General features: G+C 43.1%; 15 protein-coding genes. 8 read left to right on the top strand and 7 right to left on the bottom strand.

The window, feature by feature from the left end; genetic code table 11:
• Positions 1-3: 3 nt before the first annotated feature.
• From C6Y39_RS12290 to C6Y39_RS12265, 6 genes are all read right to left on the bottom strand, one after another.
• Positions 4-540 carry a hypothetical protein gene (locus tag C6Y39_RS12290; RefSeq protein ID WP_105931559.1) on the bottom strand — a complete coding sequence of 179 codons (537 nt, stop codon included), beginning with the start codon at positions 538-540 and terminating at the stop codon, positions 4-6.
• Positions 541-685: 145 nt separating this feature from the next.
• Positions 686-1,693, bottom strand: a complete 1,008-nt coding sequence (gene ylqF, locus C6Y39_RS12285) for a ribosome biogenesis GTPase YlqF (RefSeq protein WP_105931558.1) — start codon at positions 1,691-1,693, stop codon at positions 686-688.
• A 32-nt stretch (positions 1,694-1,725) separates the two neighbouring features.
• A complete protein-coding gene (locus C6Y39_RS12280) occupies positions 1,726-2,529 on the bottom strand; it encodes a TrmH family RNA methyltransferase (protein ID WP_105931557.1) in 804 nt (267 codons plus the stop codon).
• A gap of 128 nt (positions 2,530-2,657) precedes the next feature.
• Positions 2,658-3,479 carry a transglutaminase-like domain-containing protein gene (locus tag C6Y39_RS12275; RefSeq protein ID WP_240618885.1) on the bottom strand — a complete coding sequence of 274 codons (822 nt, stop codon included), beginning with the start codon at positions 3,477-3,479 and terminating at the stop codon, positions 2,658-2,660.
• 39 nt (positions 3,480-3,518) lie between these two features.
• Positions 3,519-4,754 carry a hypothetical protein gene (locus tag C6Y39_RS12270; protein ID WP_240618884.1) on the bottom strand — a complete coding sequence of 412 codons (1,236 nt, stop codon included), beginning with the start codon at positions 4,752-4,754 and terminating at the stop codon, positions 3,519-3,521.
• 58 nt (positions 4,755-4,812) lie between these two features.
• A complete protein-coding gene (locus tag C6Y39_RS12265) occupies positions 4,813-6,843 on the bottom strand; it encodes an aminotransferase class I/II-fold pyridoxal phosphate-dependent enzyme (protein WP_105931555.1) in 2,031 nt (676 codons plus the stop codon).
• 294 nt (positions 6,844-7,137) lie between these two features.
• On the opposite strand from C6Y39_RS12265, the gene C6Y39_RS12260 reads away from it, so the two are divergent.
• The 3 genes from C6Y39_RS12260 (at position 7,138) to C6Y39_RS12250 (ending at position 8,351) form a co-directional block, all read left to right on the top strand.
• Positions 7,138-7,380 carry a hypothetical protein gene (locus C6Y39_RS12260; protein ID WP_240618883.1) on the top strand — a complete coding sequence of 81 codons (243 nt, stop codon included), beginning with the start codon at positions 7,138-7,140 and terminating at the stop codon, positions 7,378-7,380.
• Position 7,381: 1 nt separating this feature from the next.
• Complete coding sequence (locus tag C6Y39_RS12255; RefSeq protein WP_105931553.1) at positions 7,382-7,588, top strand: hypothetical protein; 207 nt, start codon at positions 7,382-7,384, stop codon at positions 7,586-7,588.
• A gap of 106 nt (positions 7,589-7,694) precedes the next feature.
• Positions 7,695-8,351 (top strand): crotonase/enoyl-CoA hydratase family protein, encoded by a 657-nt coding sequence (locus C6Y39_RS12250; protein ID WP_105931552.1) that lies wholly within the window; start codon positions 7,695-7,697, stop codon positions 8,349-8,351.
• Positions 8,352-8,423: 72 nt separating this feature from the next.
• On the opposite strand, the gene C6Y39_RS12245 is transcribed toward C6Y39_RS12250, so the two are convergent.
• Complete coding sequence (locus C6Y39_RS12245) at positions 8,424-8,939, bottom strand: Mpo1 family 2-hydroxy fatty acid dioxygenase (RefSeq protein ID WP_105931551.1); 516 nt, start codon at positions 8,937-8,939, stop codon at positions 8,424-8,426.
• Positions 8,940-9,205: 266 nt separating this feature from the next.
• Between C6Y39_RS12245 and C6Y39_RS12240 the strand changes: the two genes are divergently transcribed.
• From C6Y39_RS12240 to C6Y39_RS12220, 5 genes are all read left to right on the top strand, one after another.
• Positions 9,206-10,027: an META domain-containing protein gene (locus tag C6Y39_RS12240; RefSeq protein WP_105931550.1), complete on the top strand. Its 822-nt coding sequence runs from the start codon at positions 9,206-9,208 to the stop codon at positions 10,025-10,027.
• A gap of 641 nt (positions 10,028-10,668) precedes the next feature.
• Positions 10,669-12,135 carry a betaine-aldehyde dehydrogenase gene (gene betB, locus C6Y39_RS12235; RefSeq protein WP_105931549.1) on the top strand — a complete coding sequence of 489 codons (1,467 nt, stop codon included), beginning with the start codon at positions 10,669-10,671 and terminating at the stop codon, positions 12,133-12,135.
• A 21-nt stretch (positions 12,136-12,156) separates the two neighbouring features.
• A complete protein-coding gene (betA, locus tag C6Y39_RS12230) occupies positions 12,157-13,809 on the top strand; it encodes a choline dehydrogenase (RefSeq protein WP_105931548.1) in 1,653 nt (550 codons plus the stop codon).
• Positions 13,810-13,967: 158 nt separating this feature from the next.
• On the top strand, positions 13,968-15,185 hold the full coding sequence (locus C6Y39_RS12225; RefSeq protein WP_105931547.1) for a choline transporter: 1,218 nt from the start codon (positions 13,968-13,970) through the stop codon (positions 15,183-15,185).
• 192 nt (positions 15,186-15,377) lie between these two features.
• On the top strand, positions 15,378-16,100 hold the full coding sequence (locus C6Y39_RS12220; RefSeq protein ID WP_105931546.1) for a TorF family putative porin: 723 nt from the start codon (positions 15,378-15,380) through the stop codon (positions 16,098-16,100).
• Positions 16,101-16,107 lie beyond the last annotated feature (7 nt).

The raw sequence follows: 16,107 nt of genomic DNA, 5'->3' as shown, positions 1-16,107 counted from the left end.
TGCCTAAAAAACCGGTAATGTCACCAATGAGGGTTTCAGAATCATTCCATCAGGGTTGGCGCCAGCGTCTACGGGAGAAGGCGCAATCCAACTCGCATTGTCATTTTTCATGGTCAATACGCGAGTTTGGTCGTTAATAATAGCAGAGCCTATTTCTAGTAACGCGTTGTACTCAACGTTTTCAGTACCCTCCAATGCATTGAAGTAAAGAATACGCCCATCGTTCAGTAGTGCCAAACTGCCTGCTGCAGGTTTGCATTTAAGCACACCATCTTCATTCTCTTCGCACTTTCCGTTATCTGGGTAATTATTGAGAGGATTAGTTATGTTGGTGTTGTCTTGATCGGGAAACTCACCCGTAACCAGCGGCTCTTCGAATGGGTCAGTGAAGATACCCTGCTGTTTACACACAGCAATATTTGAGCATTCTGGAGTGACTATTGGCACTTTACCTTTGTTGCAATCAGCAAGAGCAAAGTGAGAAGTGATACTAAGAGTAAGTAGTGTAAGTGTGGGTACTAGCAGTGGACGTTTGTGCATTGTGGCATCCTATTATTGTTGAGTTCACATGCCGTTTAATTAGAACGCACCCTGTTCAGGAAACACTCAAATGTAAACAACATGTAAACCAGACGACTAAGACGGATGCTTGGATGCAGTTTTTTTAAAATTAGTTTTTAATTTTTCATTTTTTGTTACCCGCGCGCATTCTACGGCTCTGTTCTTGGCGCTTTTCTTCTCGCTTCTCTTTTCGATCCTTTTTGTCTGGTGTCAGCGAGCCTGTTTTAAATTTTGCTTTACGATTAGCTTTTGCTTCAGCCTTCTTAATCGCTTCAAGCTCCATTTCTTTTTTCTCAACTTCTAGCATTTCAGGGGTTTCTAAAGTAATTCGCCCTAGCTTGCCTGACTGCAGTTCTTTTAGCAGAATTTCACAAATTTTATGTAGGTTTACTCGTCCACCTGCCTGAATTGCTCCGCGGTTTCTCGCGGCGGCCTCTAAAAACTCAATCTCTGTATCCGGCAGCTCTTCAAGCTTATAACGCTCTTTCATAACGTCGGGATACGCCTTAATGAGATAATCAGCAGCAAAAAAACCAACATCATCGTATTCCATTGCTGTATTTTTTACGGCTCCCGATGAAGCCAAGCGGTAAATAGAATGCGGATTTTCTAATTTCGGCCATAGCACCCCTGGCGTATCAAATAAGATAATGCCACTGCCCAAATTAATACGCTGCTGACTTTTAGTGACAGCAGGCTCATTGCCGGTTTTTGCGATAATACGCTCAGCTAATATATTGATTAGCGTTGACTTACCCACATTAGGAATACCGGTAATCATTGCTTTTATCGCTTTGGGTTGGCCTTCTTTATAAGCACAGATACTCTTAACAAGCTGCATTATCTGCTTACTGTTACCAGGGTTGTCACTTGATGTTGTAATTGTTTTTACGCCGCGCTCTTTTTCCAAGCTTTCCTGCCAGCGGGCAGTTATCTCAGGGTCGGCTAAGTCATATTTATTCAGAATTTTAATACAGGGTTTATCACCGCGTATTTTTGCAATTTCTGGGTTTTCACTAGAATACGGAATGCGTGCATCAAGTACTTCAATAAGAATGTCTACTTGACTAAGCGACTCTTTAATTTCTTTCAGGGCCTTGTGCATGTGCCCAGGGAACCATTGTAATGCCATGGTTAATTCCTATCGTGATCGAGTTGTAAACGCTATGCTGAACGGGTTAGTTCATATGCGCAGACATTGACAGCGCTAGCTAAATTTAATGAGTCTATTTTGCCACTTCCGGCAATGGTATATGCCGTTGCGTTAAGCGCTGAAAGCGCATTCGACGGCACTCCACGTGCTTCGTTGCCAAACAAATAACACTGATAGCTACCAAAGGTCTCTGAGGTGATATTTCTACCATCCATGTCTAAAAAAGCGAAGCGTTCAAACCGTTCTGCCAAACTTTCAAGCGGTACATTTAGTTCCATTTTGACGTGGAAAATAGCCCCCATGCTAGAGCGCACGACTTTAGAATTGTATGGGTCTACGCTGTTTGGACTAAGCAGTAACGTGAAATTACCAAACCACGCCAGGGTCCTTAGTATGGTGCCTAAATTGCCCGGGTCTTGAACCTCATAGAGGTAGATGTACTTTTCGGTGCTGGAACTGTGTGCATTATTGCTAGTTGTTGACTGCTCTGTACTTAACGTAGCGTTGGGAAGCGGAACACGAGCAATAATACCTTGTGGTGACTTGGTGTCGCTTAGTTGCTGCATTTGTTGCGACGATATCGTTTCAATGTTCATCTGAACATTAGATGGAAGTACGTGTTCTTTCACCCACGGCTCATACTCAGCCGTAATATAAAGGGAATTCTCGCCGGAGTTTGCAAAAGATTTACTTTCAGTATTTCTTTTCGCAGCTTTAAGCATCTCCAAAACTAAGTGCTCACCTTCCACCAAATAGAAGCCAAATTGAGTTCTGTACTTCTTCTGATGAAGCTTCTTCACGTCACTTAATTTCATTCGCACTGCCCTTTTAGTTACTTTCGGCGCAAGTGTAAGGTATACAGCGCAAAACGCAAAGTGCCATATCTGAAAGCACCTTTATGAACCAATCGCGGTACAGCGATGTTCTTTTAAATGTGTCCACATCATGAACGGATCGTGATCTGTTCAGGCATATTAAAAATAGCTTTCGATAAACCAAGGGCATAACCCAACCCTTCATTATCTAAAATATGAGCTGGTAAATAAAATTTTTTAAGTGCTTCTGCACTGTACATGGCGGCATCAATTCGAGACCACTGCCCGTCTAGCCACAGCTCACTCCATGCATGTCCATAGGCTTCTACACCGTCTTCACCCTCCACAATAATCGTACCTATGATTACCCTTGCAGGTATCTTCAGTGCGCGAGCTAACGCAGCAGTAAGAACTGAATATTCTGTGCAATCTCCGCTCCTAGACGTAGCTACTCTGGATGCAAAAGAGAAACTATGAATATAAGTAGGTTCTGAAATGTAGCCGGCGACAAACTTTTCGATACTTTTTCCAATTGTCGTCAATTGGTTAGCGTCGCTTTGCTCACTACTATATTCTGTTGAAAAATCCGCTAGCACTCGTTGTACTGCCTCTTCTTCAAAGTCGATAACAAAAGTGTTGGCTTTGAACTTGGTGAGAGCCTCGGGAGTTGGCTTCGATACATCTGTTGATGAAACACTAATAGACAAAGACAACAAGTTGCCTTTTCGATCAACCGTTTCTATGCCATCCCAATTATTTAAAACGGCAATTGCTGTATCGGCATCGTACACTTTTATATCCATCACTACTCTGTGATCCAATGGCAGTTGACGTTCTTTATCTACTTTTAACGGAATAAGGGCAAAGTTAGGAGCGCTTTGCGCGTAAGAAAAACGACCACACGCTAAGCAACAAGACATTACTGAGATGACCAGTAGGGTTTTAAACATTTTTAAATCTACACGCTTCATTTTAGTAATCTGATTATCTTATAAATTGGTAGGATTTCCGAATACATACAAAGGCGTCATGAAAAATTTTACTGGGCCCATATTTATTTGAGCCTCTTGTAAGACAAATTCTTCATCAACTGAGTACTCAACCTCTATATTTTCAATCTCCGCCGATAAAGCTAGCAAACCGTCTTTCTGACCCCTCTTGTGCAATATAGTACGAGTTGGTTGCGTTGGATCTGTATCAGCATTCCACATGTTATAACTTAAGGAATTATTCTCAGAATTGGCTAGCCTCTGCATCTCTAGATAGGCACCAAAATTAGATACAAAAGCGTCATTGAAAGCAAGCTCAGAATTAACCGCCTTTCCTTGAACTTCACCTTCTATAACCCACTTCTCCTCTGGTTTCGAAATACCGAGAGATGAACTAAGCTCACCATTTTCGACAGTGTATGAATAAGTGTTGATCAAAGTACCATCAGCGTAACTCCAAGAACGTACCTGAGAATCTGAAGCCGAGACCGTATTTGCGTCTACAGGCAAAATTAATGATGTCGTTTCAATGATTTCTATATCACCGTCAGCGTCTTTAGAGAATTTTTCAGATACAATACCCACTAATTCGCCCTGCATTTTCATTCCATTAATCGCAAAATAGAAAGGTTGGATATCAGCAGCTCTATCTAAGGCGTTAACAAATGAAATAAAAACATCTTTGAAGGTTTTTCGATAACCAATCTCATTATGCAAGCATACTTGCAGGCCGTTAGGTGACTCTGCGGACAAGCCCTTCATTAAGCCTGAAGCTCGTTCACTGGACTCGCCTAAATTGTACAAAATTTCGTAACTAAATACTGGAACGCGCTCCAGCGTGGAGATATCTAAGCTAAAGTTGTAACGACTTTCCAACGTTTTACCTTGCTCTTGTGAAACATTGGTCACTGCATAATTCATCATGTTAACAAGCGAGTTTGCCAAGCCATCATAATCTTTGAAAGCCCAACATTCTATTGGGGTTTCAGAGCCAATATCGACTGTGAAATACCAGTAATCTTCAACTTGTTGAGGTTCAGACCACGAACCTAAACCCTTAGCGTTAATCGGAAAAGATTGAAGAGACAACGGAGTTTGAGGCAGCTCGTTTGATTCTCTAGCTAATGACAAACTGAACCACTCGGGCAACTGTTCACTCGTTACATAATCTTTAGCAACCACAGATATCGAAATAAATAACGCTGTTAATAAACAAAAAAGTGAAGAAGGTTTCATAATTCTTTTTATTTCCTTTTAATATTCTTCATTAATTCAATGATTCCATTTAAGCAGTTTACTCTTCATCAACAACATAAATTTCGCCGTCATAAATTCCTTGCACGGTAAGCTTCTGACTTGCCAATGCCTGAAGATAATCAATGTGCGCCTGCTCTACTTTCTGCCCTGGAACAATTAGTGGAATGCCAGGCGGGTAAGGTGTAATTAAGCCAGCTGCCGTGCGGCCGATACTGTTCTGCCATGCGATAGCCTCGCGCTTACTAAAAAACGCTTTTGATGGTAGATCATCTAGTTGAATGGGTGGAATATCTGCTGGCAGCGGGCTTTTATTTTTGCGCTTACTTAAATTAACTGCACCATCGTCCAGACGCTTTAACGCGTTATATAGTCTTACGATTTTAGAACGCATTCCGCCAAGCGTGAGCAAAACTAAAATCGTGCTATGAGTAAACTTCTCTATTTCTAACCCGACCTCATCCATCAGGAATCGATGTATTTCTTGGTTTGAATACTCAAGCGCAGACACATCGATAAGTATTTTAAGCGGGTCATGCCCTATGTTGTCACTTTCAAAATGAGAAAACATTTTTGCGAAGTCGTCCGGTGATAATACTTTCAGGCGCTTGAATTTAGCCATTTGGGATTTAAGCTCGGCTACATTACTTAATAACTCATTGAGTATTTTGTAGCCTTCCATTTCCAGCTGCTGACGACACACATCAAGAGACGCAATTAACTGATATTTAGGCGACGTACTGGTGTGAATGGCAAACACTTCTTTAAAGAAGTCCTTATCAAAATCAGGATCGTTAACGTGGATAAACGATGCTTGAGAAAACGCCGACACCACCTTGTGAGCGGAGTGCGTAATATAGTCTGCGCCAGCGGCAATTGCAGAGTAATTTCGTAGTGCAGGATGAAATAGCGAGTAGGCAAACCATGCTTCGTCAATGAAGACTTTGATATCGTGTTCATGGGCAAGTTTAACCACTTGCTTCAAATCGGTTAGCAAGCCGTCATAAGTACAACCGGTCAGCACAATGAGCTTAGCGTCGGTATTCTCTTCTATTAACGCCTTAATTTGTGACATTTTAGGTGGTGAGAAAATCCCATATTCTGGGTTGAACACACTATCTAAGTACACCGGCATGGCGCGGGCCTGAATAATGCCGTAGTGCACTGACTTATGGCAATTTCTATCGGCAATGACTTTGTCGCCCTCCCGTAGCAGCGTTTGCAGAATAATCTTGTTAGATGTCGACGAACCGTTCGTTACGAAATAAGAATGTCGTACTTCAAATGTATTCGCAACAGCAGCTTGCGCCTTGCCGATAGCGTGAGTGCCATCAGATAACGACCCCAAAGAATCAACGCTTACCGATAAATCGCTTACGAATACATTGCGCCCGAAGAAGCGGTAAAAGTCGCTGATATAAGGTGAATTTCTGAAGCTTGCACCGCCGCTATGTCCTGGCGTGTGCCATGAATCATTCGCTTCTACAACGTAATCTTTGTATTCCGTCCAAAATGGTGTTTCGTTCCTATCATCAAAATCGTTGATGATGTAACCGAGGATAGATTCCGGATCTGAAATTATATCGTTGCGATAGAAGAACGACTCAATACCGTTAGCTTGGTTTACGATATCCAAGCCCTTTACCGCATCACCCAACACATAAACGGGCAGTTCTGGTCTAATACGTTTAATAGCATCAATGACTTTGGCGTTATTTTCAACGGTAGCGCCAGTGCTTGAAAGCTGCTCTTCACCGGTCTTCTCGTTATCAACCGTATCTTTTGCCTTACTACCTTCCAATTGCTGATTTCCTTGCGTTGGAAAGTTGAGTAGGCTTGTTTCTGAAAGTTCACTGATTCTTGCGACTACATCCCAACTAAAAACTACCGCCTGAATATCACCGTCTTCACGAACAAGCTGCAGCGCCTTTGCTACTGAGCTTGCCTCTAACAAACTTATTTCAACATCGCTCCTATCAAAGTAGTTGATAGTATTACCTATGCTTGAGGTAATTTGTTCGAGCAGGTCAACAGCATCTTCTATAACGAGTATTTTCAAATGAGGGCGCATTAAACAACCATGTAGTAAAAAAGAGCAAATAGCTCTGAAACCAAAAAACTAAAATTAGTGTAACGCTGAAATTCTTCGTTGTCGTGTAAACTCTTAATAAAGCTAACGGTATATTTTATCGACTCTTCTAACTAGAGCCGCAAGCGACACACTTTTTAATTAAACGGTGTTTTACAGAACCTACTTTCAAACGCTATGAAAACAAGCCACAGGCCTTTTGAATCTAGAGAACATGAGGAAAGCCTCAATCAGTTTTTGCATTACGCAAAAAGTGTGTTGCCTTCAATTGCGGCTATGAAGAAAAATACCTGGCCAATACACAATGACCACTGCTTCATGCGGGTCATTTTGGATAATGTTTGCGGGTGCGCGTGGTACGACGTTATTCCCTCCCCCGCTTATCAAAACCTCTCAGAGGAATATGCAATTGCTGCGGCGCAGCTTGCTAAGCGCATAGCTTGTGAAAGCGTATCACTTCACACGCTAAACGAACGCTCTAAACACTGGCGAAAAAAGCAATACCGTTTGGATTTTTGATATGCCAAGAAGAACGTCTCTTTTCGATGCAAGTAGAATTGAAGATGCGCAAGACTTAGAGGATGTCGTGCAAGATAAACGCGCTTCCTGGCGAGCTAATAATGCAAAGGCACGACGCAGGCAGCGCCGATATAAAAAGAAGCTTATTGCAGAACTTCCCCGAATAATCTCGGATAATCAGGGCTCTTACCCCGAAGATGACACATAAAGCACTATCATAATAGATATCAATTACCTACAATCACTGTTAGAAAGTTGCGCTTAAAAAAGTGTAACGTACATTTATTCCTACCTTGAAAGTTACAGGACATACCATGGCGTTTAATTTAGCTATTAATAATGATATTGCAGTGATCACCTTTGACGACGGAAAAGTTAACGCTGTGGGCTTTACACTCATCCAACAGTTCAACGACGCGCTTGATGAAGCCGAGAAGAATGCAAAAGCAGTTGTGCTTCATGGGGGTGAAGGTAAATTTTGCGGTGGATTCGATTTATCGGTTATGAAAGCCGACGACAAAGCAAAGCAGCATGAGTTAGTCTCAAAAGGGGCTGAACTTATCGTCAGACTCTACAGTTTTCCTCTGCCGGTTATCGTTGCGGCTGAAGGTCATAGCATTGCAATGGGTGCAATTATGCTAATGGCGGCCGATTTACGTATCGGTAAAGATGCAGATACTAAATATGGCTTAAACGAAACTGCAATTGGTATGGTACTTCCGCCGTTTGGCATGGAATTGGCAAAAGCAAGGCTGGCGAATACGAGCCAAACAGAAGCGTTGCTTTTCTCTCGAATTTATCAAGGTGCCGAAGCTGTTAAAGCAGGATTTCTCGATGCAGCCGTACCACAAGATCAGGTTTTGGCAACGGCAATGGGTTATGCGGAAAAGCTTAAAATGTTGCCTAGGCAGTCGTTCGCTGAGTCAAAGCTACAGCTGCGCAACGAGACTATAGAAAGAATGAAAGCCTAGGGTTATTGATTGGGTGTTCGGAGCAACGCGTTAACGTTTATAGGGTTAACGCGTTTTATCCGAAAGTCACCACTACTTTACTGGGCCAGAGCGGCGCTCTATTTCTTCTTTGAGTGCCTTTCTCAAACCTAACTCAAAGCTCAGTTCCGCAAGAACAAACAACGGCCCGATCGCTAACCCCATAATGTCGTCGACAAAGGCCGGTTTTTTGCCCTCAAAATGATGGCCAACAAACTGTAGCACCCAGCCTCCAACAAAAATTCCGAGTGATACAGCGAGCCATGCGCCAAGCCCAAGCTGTGCGATGGGTTGCGCAAAGTAGACCATGGCCCCCGTGATTACTGTCATCATTAAACCCAGTTTTACATCTAGAGCGACATAAAATGCATTACCGATAAGCCAAACGAACAACGCAGGGCTTATCATCAAGGCTCCGACGATAGGCGCTTCTATAAAAAATGCGGGCTTACTTAACAAGCAAAATACGGAAAAAACGATAAGCGGTATTCCGACATAGTGTGTGTATATATTTTTTTGGTCCCTGTGATACTTCGCGTACTCACTTAAGTGCTCTTCTAAATCTTTCATTTGTTTGCCGCCCAATAGTTCTTATTAGGTCTTAGTTTACTCTGTTCATATTTACCTAAACTGTCGTGATGACGACAAACCAACCATCAAAACCTTGCCCTTCTGGATCTGCAAGATGGCGTAGTTCATACACAAGCAATTGGCAGAATCAATAAACAATGCCGACGTTCGTGGCCTTCTTTAGCCTCTAACATAAACGAGTCCTAAAGGAACTAAGAGGCATAACGAGACTCATAGCGCTAGTAGAACAACTAAATGGAGTCTTGATGACTAATAAGATGTACTTTGGGGCACTGTTTTGCACAGGCTTACTATCGCTGGCGGGGTGTAGTTCAAGCTCTTTTTCTGACTCGGTATCTCCTTCAAGTTCCGAAAAGCCTTCGCACGCCGTCTCTGTTATTACAATGAACGACAGCTATTGGCAGGTTGAGAGCATTCAACAAGGCGGAATAATAGACTATAGCCATGTAACCATGAGCATTGACGATGGTCAGATAAGCGGAAGCACGGGTTGTAACCGTTATACGGGGGCGGTTACCTTGGATGCAGTAAACGAAGGGCTCTCAGCATTTACCGTCGACAATATTGCGTTGACCAGAAAGATGTGTGCACCAGCCCTTATGAAGCAGGAGCAAAAATTCGTTGAAGCACTTAACGAAACACAGTGGTATTCCATAGACAGCGGTACGTGGCTAGTTATTCTCAATGGCGATAAATCAGAAACCATCAAAGCAATTTCAACGTCTAACAGCACAACAACTACTGCTCCCCGAGCTTCACATAGTGAAAAGAAACTAACGGCACCTGTTAGCCAAAAGCAAGACGTTATCGATACAAAGCAGACAAACAATACGAAACGCTATACATGCGAGACCCCTAGCGCGAACACTACCACCATTGAAGTAAGTTCACTAGGCCCCGATACGTTAGGGCTATCGCTAAACAATAGTCTTCACATTGTTCAGTTATCCCGCTCTGCTTCTGGGGCGAAATACACAAATAACAAGAATGTTGTTTATTGGAACAAAGGTGATGAGGCGATCCTTTCGATAAACTCTGGACGCTATCACTGCAATCTTCTTAAGTAATCAAACCCATCTTGTATTAAACAATGCCTATTACGTATGAAGGCGCTTTGCAAAACGCGTCTTCATTTATTTTTGCGTTGCAATTCGCGTCATATACTCAGCACAACCTTCTGTATTAACACATTTCATTATACTACTTCGTCACTATTGGCTTTCTCCTTAATTAGTTTCAGCTAAACATTTCTATCAAGGTATCGACCACTGCCTTACCACTCCTCATACAACCAAAAATATTCGACATTTTTTAATGTTTGCAATTTTATGCATATAAATCTGCAACTTATAAACCAAACTACACTACCAAACATGCTCTAAACCACGACATTTACCTGAACCCAAGTTGAAATAATAGTTAGAGCACTATACAATTTATTTTTATTGAACAGCCAATTAAAATAAAGTCACTATCGACAAGTGTTGATCTTGACGTCGAAAACGGCCCTCAAGGGCTCGAAAAGGCGTTAAAAGTAATGGTGATTTTAATATTGCGTGAACCGTTTGATACTAACTAAGCGTCCTTCGTATAAAGAAATAGTTTCAGCACTATTCATTGTTTTGAAACGAAGTTCGTGTATCAGGTTTTTTCTCGCAATCTATTGGTGAGTATATTCAGCACCTTTTTTTAAAGTAGGAGTTTATGCATGTCATTACCGACTTATCAGAATTTCATTCACGGCAAGCCGATGGCAAACAAAAGCAAAGAAACCTTTGCAGTAACCAACCCCGCAACCGGTGAAGTAATTTACCACGTAGAAGTGGCTGATGAGTTCATTCAACAAGAAGCAATCAAGAGCGCTAAAGAGGGATTTGCGGTGTGGTCGGCAATGATGCCGATAGAGAGAACCCGCATTCTAAATAAAGCGGTTGCTCTGCTTCGTGAGCGTAATGACGAGTTAGCTAAACTTGAAGTCCTCGATACCGGAAAACCCATTCAAGAAGCGGACTGTGTTGACATTGAAACTGGCGCTGATGTTATTGAGTATTATGCAGGACTTGCCCCTACTCAGTTAGGAACTCAGCAGCCTGTGGGCGGCGACTTTTTCTATACTCGTAAAGAAGCCCTAGGTATTTGCGCTGGCATTGGCGCATGGAACTACCCTATTCAAATCGCCTGTTGGAAGTCAGGTCCAGCACTTGCTGCAGGTAATGCCTTTATTTTTAAGCCGTCTGAAGAGACCCCAATGGGTGCACTTAAGTTGGCGGAAGTCTTTATTGATGCAGGCGTACCTGCTGGCGTATTCAATGTAGTACAAGGCGCAGCAGAGGTCGGTCAGTGGCTGACAACAAGCCCTGACATTGAAAAAGTGTCGTTCACCGGCGAAGTAGGCACAGGCAAAAAGGTAATGCAAAGCGCAGCCGCATCTAACTTGAAAGACGTTACGATGGAGCTTGGTGGTAAATCGCCGCTGCTAGTGTTTGAAGACGCTGATATAAGCCAAGCCGTAAGTGCAGCTATGTTAGGAAACTTCTATACACAGGGTGAGATTTGTACAAATTGCACCCGTGTTTTTGTTCAGCGTTCTGTGTATCAAGCCTTCATTGATGAGCTTAAGACTCGTACTGAAAACAACATCATCATGGGCGATCCATTAGATCCTAATGTAAACCTTGGCGCTCTTATCTCTAAGAAACATCAAGAGTTAGTACTTGGCTATATAGCCAAAGGTAAAGAAGAAGGTGCAACACTACTAACCGGTGGTAACGCGGCGTCTCCTGAATCTGCACCCAATGGCTTCTTTGTAGAGCCCACCATTTTCACAGATTGCACCGACGATATGACCATCGTTAAAGAAGAGATCTTTGGCCCGGTGATGAGTGTGTTGGTTTTCGATGATGAAGATGAGGTGATAGAACGCGCCAACGGCACCGAGCTAGGTTTAGCCGCCGGTGTGTTTAGCAAAGATATTCAGCGCGCGCACCGCGTTATCCATCAGCTACAAGCTGGTATTTGCTGGATTAATGCATATGGCAACTCTCCTGCTGAAATGCCCGTAGGCGGTTATAAACAGTCAGGTATTGGCCGGGAAAATGGCGTCGAAACGCTTAATAGCTACACACAAACCAAGTCGGTTTACGTGGGTATGAGCCAAATCGAAAGCCCGTTTTAAGAAGCCATTTTAGGAGTACATATGCAGACATTTGATTACATTATCGTGGGTGCAGGTTCAGCCGGCTGTGTGCTGGCTAACCGCCTGTCAGAGAATCCGAAACACAAGGTGCTGCTGCTTGAAACCGGTGGCTCAGACAAAAGCATTTTCATTAAGATGCCAACAGCGCTGTCTATTCCTATGAATACCGACAAGTACGCGTGGCAATTTAACACTGAAAAAGAGCCGTATCTAAACAATCGTGAAATGCACTGTCCACGTGGAAAAGTGCTGGGCGGTTCATCATCCATTAACGGAATGGTATACGTTCGCGGCCACGCTAAAGACTTCGATGAATGGGAAGCTCACGGCGCAGAGGGCTGGAATTATCAGGCCTGCCTACCTTATTTTCAAAAAGCGGAAACCTGGTATAAGGGCAACGACGCTTATCGTGGTGGCAATGGCGAACTCGGCGTTAACAACGGCAACGAAATGAAGAATCCGCTTTACACGGCCTTCATTAAAGCTGGCGAACAGGCCGGATACGACATCACTAGCGATTATAACGGCAAGCAACAAGAAGGCTTTGGGCCGATGCATATGACCGTGAAAGACGGCGTGCGCAGTTCAGCAAGCCGTGAGTATCTTGACCCGGTTAAATCGCGCAAGAATTTAACGATAGTTACCGGCGCGCTAGTTACTAAGGTAGTGCTAGAAGATAAGGTCGCGAAAGGTGTTGAGTATGTGGTTAATGGTAAAACCGAAACTGCAGCTACTTCGAATGAAGTGATCTTGAGCGCAGGCTCTATCGGTTCGCCGCACATCCTGCAACTTTCCGGTATCGGCGATAAGGATATTCTTGAAAAAGCAGGCATTGAGGTTAAGCATCACCTGCCGGGTGTGGGCCAAAACCTGCAGGATCATTTGGAATTTTATTTCCAGTACAAGTGCAAGCAATCCATTACGTTAAATCGCAAGCTGGGCCTAATTTCAAAAGGGCTTATCGGCGCGCGCTGGCTGTTAAACCGTTCTGGCTTAGGTGCAACGAATCATTTTGAATCTTGTGCGTTTATTCGCTCGAAAGCAGACGTAGAATGGCCTGATATCCAGTACCACTTTTTACCCGCGGCTATCCGTTATGACGGTAAATCAGCATTCGACGGTGATGGCTTTCAAGTGCACGTAGGTCATAACAAACCCAAAAGTAGAGGTAGCGTTACCATCCAGTCGGCCGACCCGACGGTACCGCCTAAAATCCTGTTTAACTACTTGCAGCATCAAGATGATATTGAAGGGTTTAGAGCATGCGTAAGACTTACAAGAGAAATCATCGCACAGTCAGCATTCGACGACTTCAGAGACGGCGAAATTCAGCCTGGCGAGCACATTCAGACGGATGAAGAAATAGATGCCTTCGTGCGTGAAGCCGTTGAAAGTGCTTACCATCCATCATGTTCATGCAAAATGGGCGAAGATGACATGGCGGTAGTAGATTCTAGAACCAATGTGCATGGCATTGAAGGTTTGCGCGTAGTGGATTCATCTATTTTTCCGACGATTCCTAATGGAAACCTAAATGCGCCAACCATCATGGTAGCGGAAAAGGCCGCGGATATGATTTTAGGCAAACCAGCTTTGCCACCACAGAATGTAGCGGTTGATATTCATCCGAAGTGGCAAACCGAGCAACGCTAGTCTTTAAATAATTTTGCACCAGTGTGCCTGATCGCGCACCTTCCACAGTGCTTTTACGCTACTGTCTTAAGGCTGTAACGTTTAATTGGGTGGACAGTTTAATAACGAAAAAAAAGGAAAAAACATGTTTTATTTTTATCAATACTGGGAGGGTGATAATGACAGTATGGCTTAGTGCAGGCATTATTTTCACTCTGCTTTCTGTAGCCTACATTTTATATAAATGGGGCAATATGAAAGTGGTTGGCGTAACGCCAGTCAGAACCTTTACCTTTATCGCTATTCTTTTTACCTCGGGTTTAGACGTGGGCCTTATCATGTTCCCGCTCACTGAATTTGCGGGTTATGCTGACATAAGCGCAAGTCCTGAATACGCATTCACCAATCCACTGGCTATCGAGTTTGGTTTTTGGGGTTTCTTAATTTGGGGGTTTTACTTTCTTACTTGTTTTTATTTCTGCGTAATCGAGCCAAAAGTTAAGTTTTTTGAGCTACCGCTAGTTAAATTCGTCAACAATGTGGTGATCATCGGCACCTGTGCGTTCACAGCGTTCTTACTCCTGTCAAATTTACCGTGGTATTTACCATCGATGGGAGACGGTGAATCAGTAGTCCCCGCGTTCTATTTGATTGTATTTGCAGCTATCGCCTTTGCCGTTTATTCAAGTACCAGCATTAAATATGTTCGTATTTTAAGCCTTACCACCACATGGGTATTTATCGCCTTAATTGTCGGCATGTGGGCGGCGGCCTTTGTATTTGGTGAAAGTGAGATGTCGGCGTACTTCGCTAATTTAGGTTTGATTGGCGGTTATTTTGCCAACATCGACAACTTTGTATTACCTATTAACGAATACCACGAGTTTTACTTATTCTGGTGGTTTAGTTGGAGCATCATGATAGGCCAATTTACGTCGCGCTTTGTGGGTGGTCTCAAAACCTATCAAGTCATGTTGGCAATGATGGTCATTCCATCTATACCAATCGCAGCCTGGTTCTCCGTCCTTTACCACTACCATAGTGCAGGTATCCCAACTGAAGGAATAACGAACATGGCGATGGTATTTGTCGGTATTGTCTTTGTGATCAACTCTCTCGATTCACTCATAAGGCTCTACACTGATAATCTCAATATGACCGTTGAGCGCATAGGTAAAGGTAACTATATTGCGTTAAATATTGTCGCACTTTCGCTGCTTACTCTTTTATTTAAGCTAGACTTCTTACAAATACAATGGGTAGGTGCGCTGGTTATCGCCGTCTTCTTTAGCTGCTTTGGTTTTATATTGAGTCAGAAGTTTAAATCAGTGACGACTATCAAAACCTCGCCAAAAGAAAACAAAATCGACTTCACAAAAATAGAAAACTTAAATTAGTGAAATAGCGTCTACTGACCTTTGCAACGCGGTAAAGGTCAGTTACGCGAAAGAACAGCACGGTTCCTTATCTTATATTGAGTAGTTTACCTTTTAGATAAACGAGCGTAGTTGCGCCTATAGCTTGGGTATAAGCGCAATTGAAATAAGGGATCGTGGATAACACAATAACGAAAAAACAGGTGTTTAATAATGAAAAAACGCAATGCTTTTCAAGCATCCATCCGCATCGTTACTAGTGCTATTGTTGCAGTGCTATACTCATCAGGGTCGCTTGCTGACTGGAGCGCAAATATTTCTGCTGTCTCTGATTACACCTTTAATGGCTTAAGCCAAACTCAAAATGATCCTGCACTTCAAGGTGGTATCGATAAAGCTTTTGAAAACGGCATGTATGCTGGCACATGGGCATCTAACGTAGATTTCGGTGGCGATACCAACCTTGAGTGGGATGCCTACGTAGGGCGCTATCAAATGCTTACTGACGCTATCAGCATTGACTATGGTATCGCTTATTATTCTTACCACGGTGGTGACGACTCAAGCGACGGTAATTATCCAGAAGTTTATACTAAGTTTGGCTATGCAAGCGACTACGGTAATACAGAGCTTAATGTCTGGTACACGTGGGATTACTTCGGGACAGGCTCAAGACATACCGTTGCAATGGTTGCCCATACCTTCGAACTTGCGCCAAACCATAACTTACGCGCAAGCTTTGATGTGTCTAACTCGCTAGATAGCGACACCTGGGTGTGGCGTGATGACAATACATCGTTTTATCACTACCGTTTAGCGTACCAAACAAGCTATAAAGGTTTAGATTTCGAAATTGCCGCAGAAAATACGAACCTTGATATAGATACCGCTGACGAACGAATTGTGTTCGGCGTAACCAAAACGTTTAGCTTCTAAACAAAAT

The organism is Alteromonas gracilis (assembly GCF_002993325.1).
Taxonomy (GTDB): Bacteria; Pseudomonadota; Gammaproteobacteria; order Enterobacterales; family Alteromonadaceae; genus Alteromonas; species Alteromonas gracilis.
This window is presented reverse-complemented; position numbering and strand designations above follow the sequence as displayed.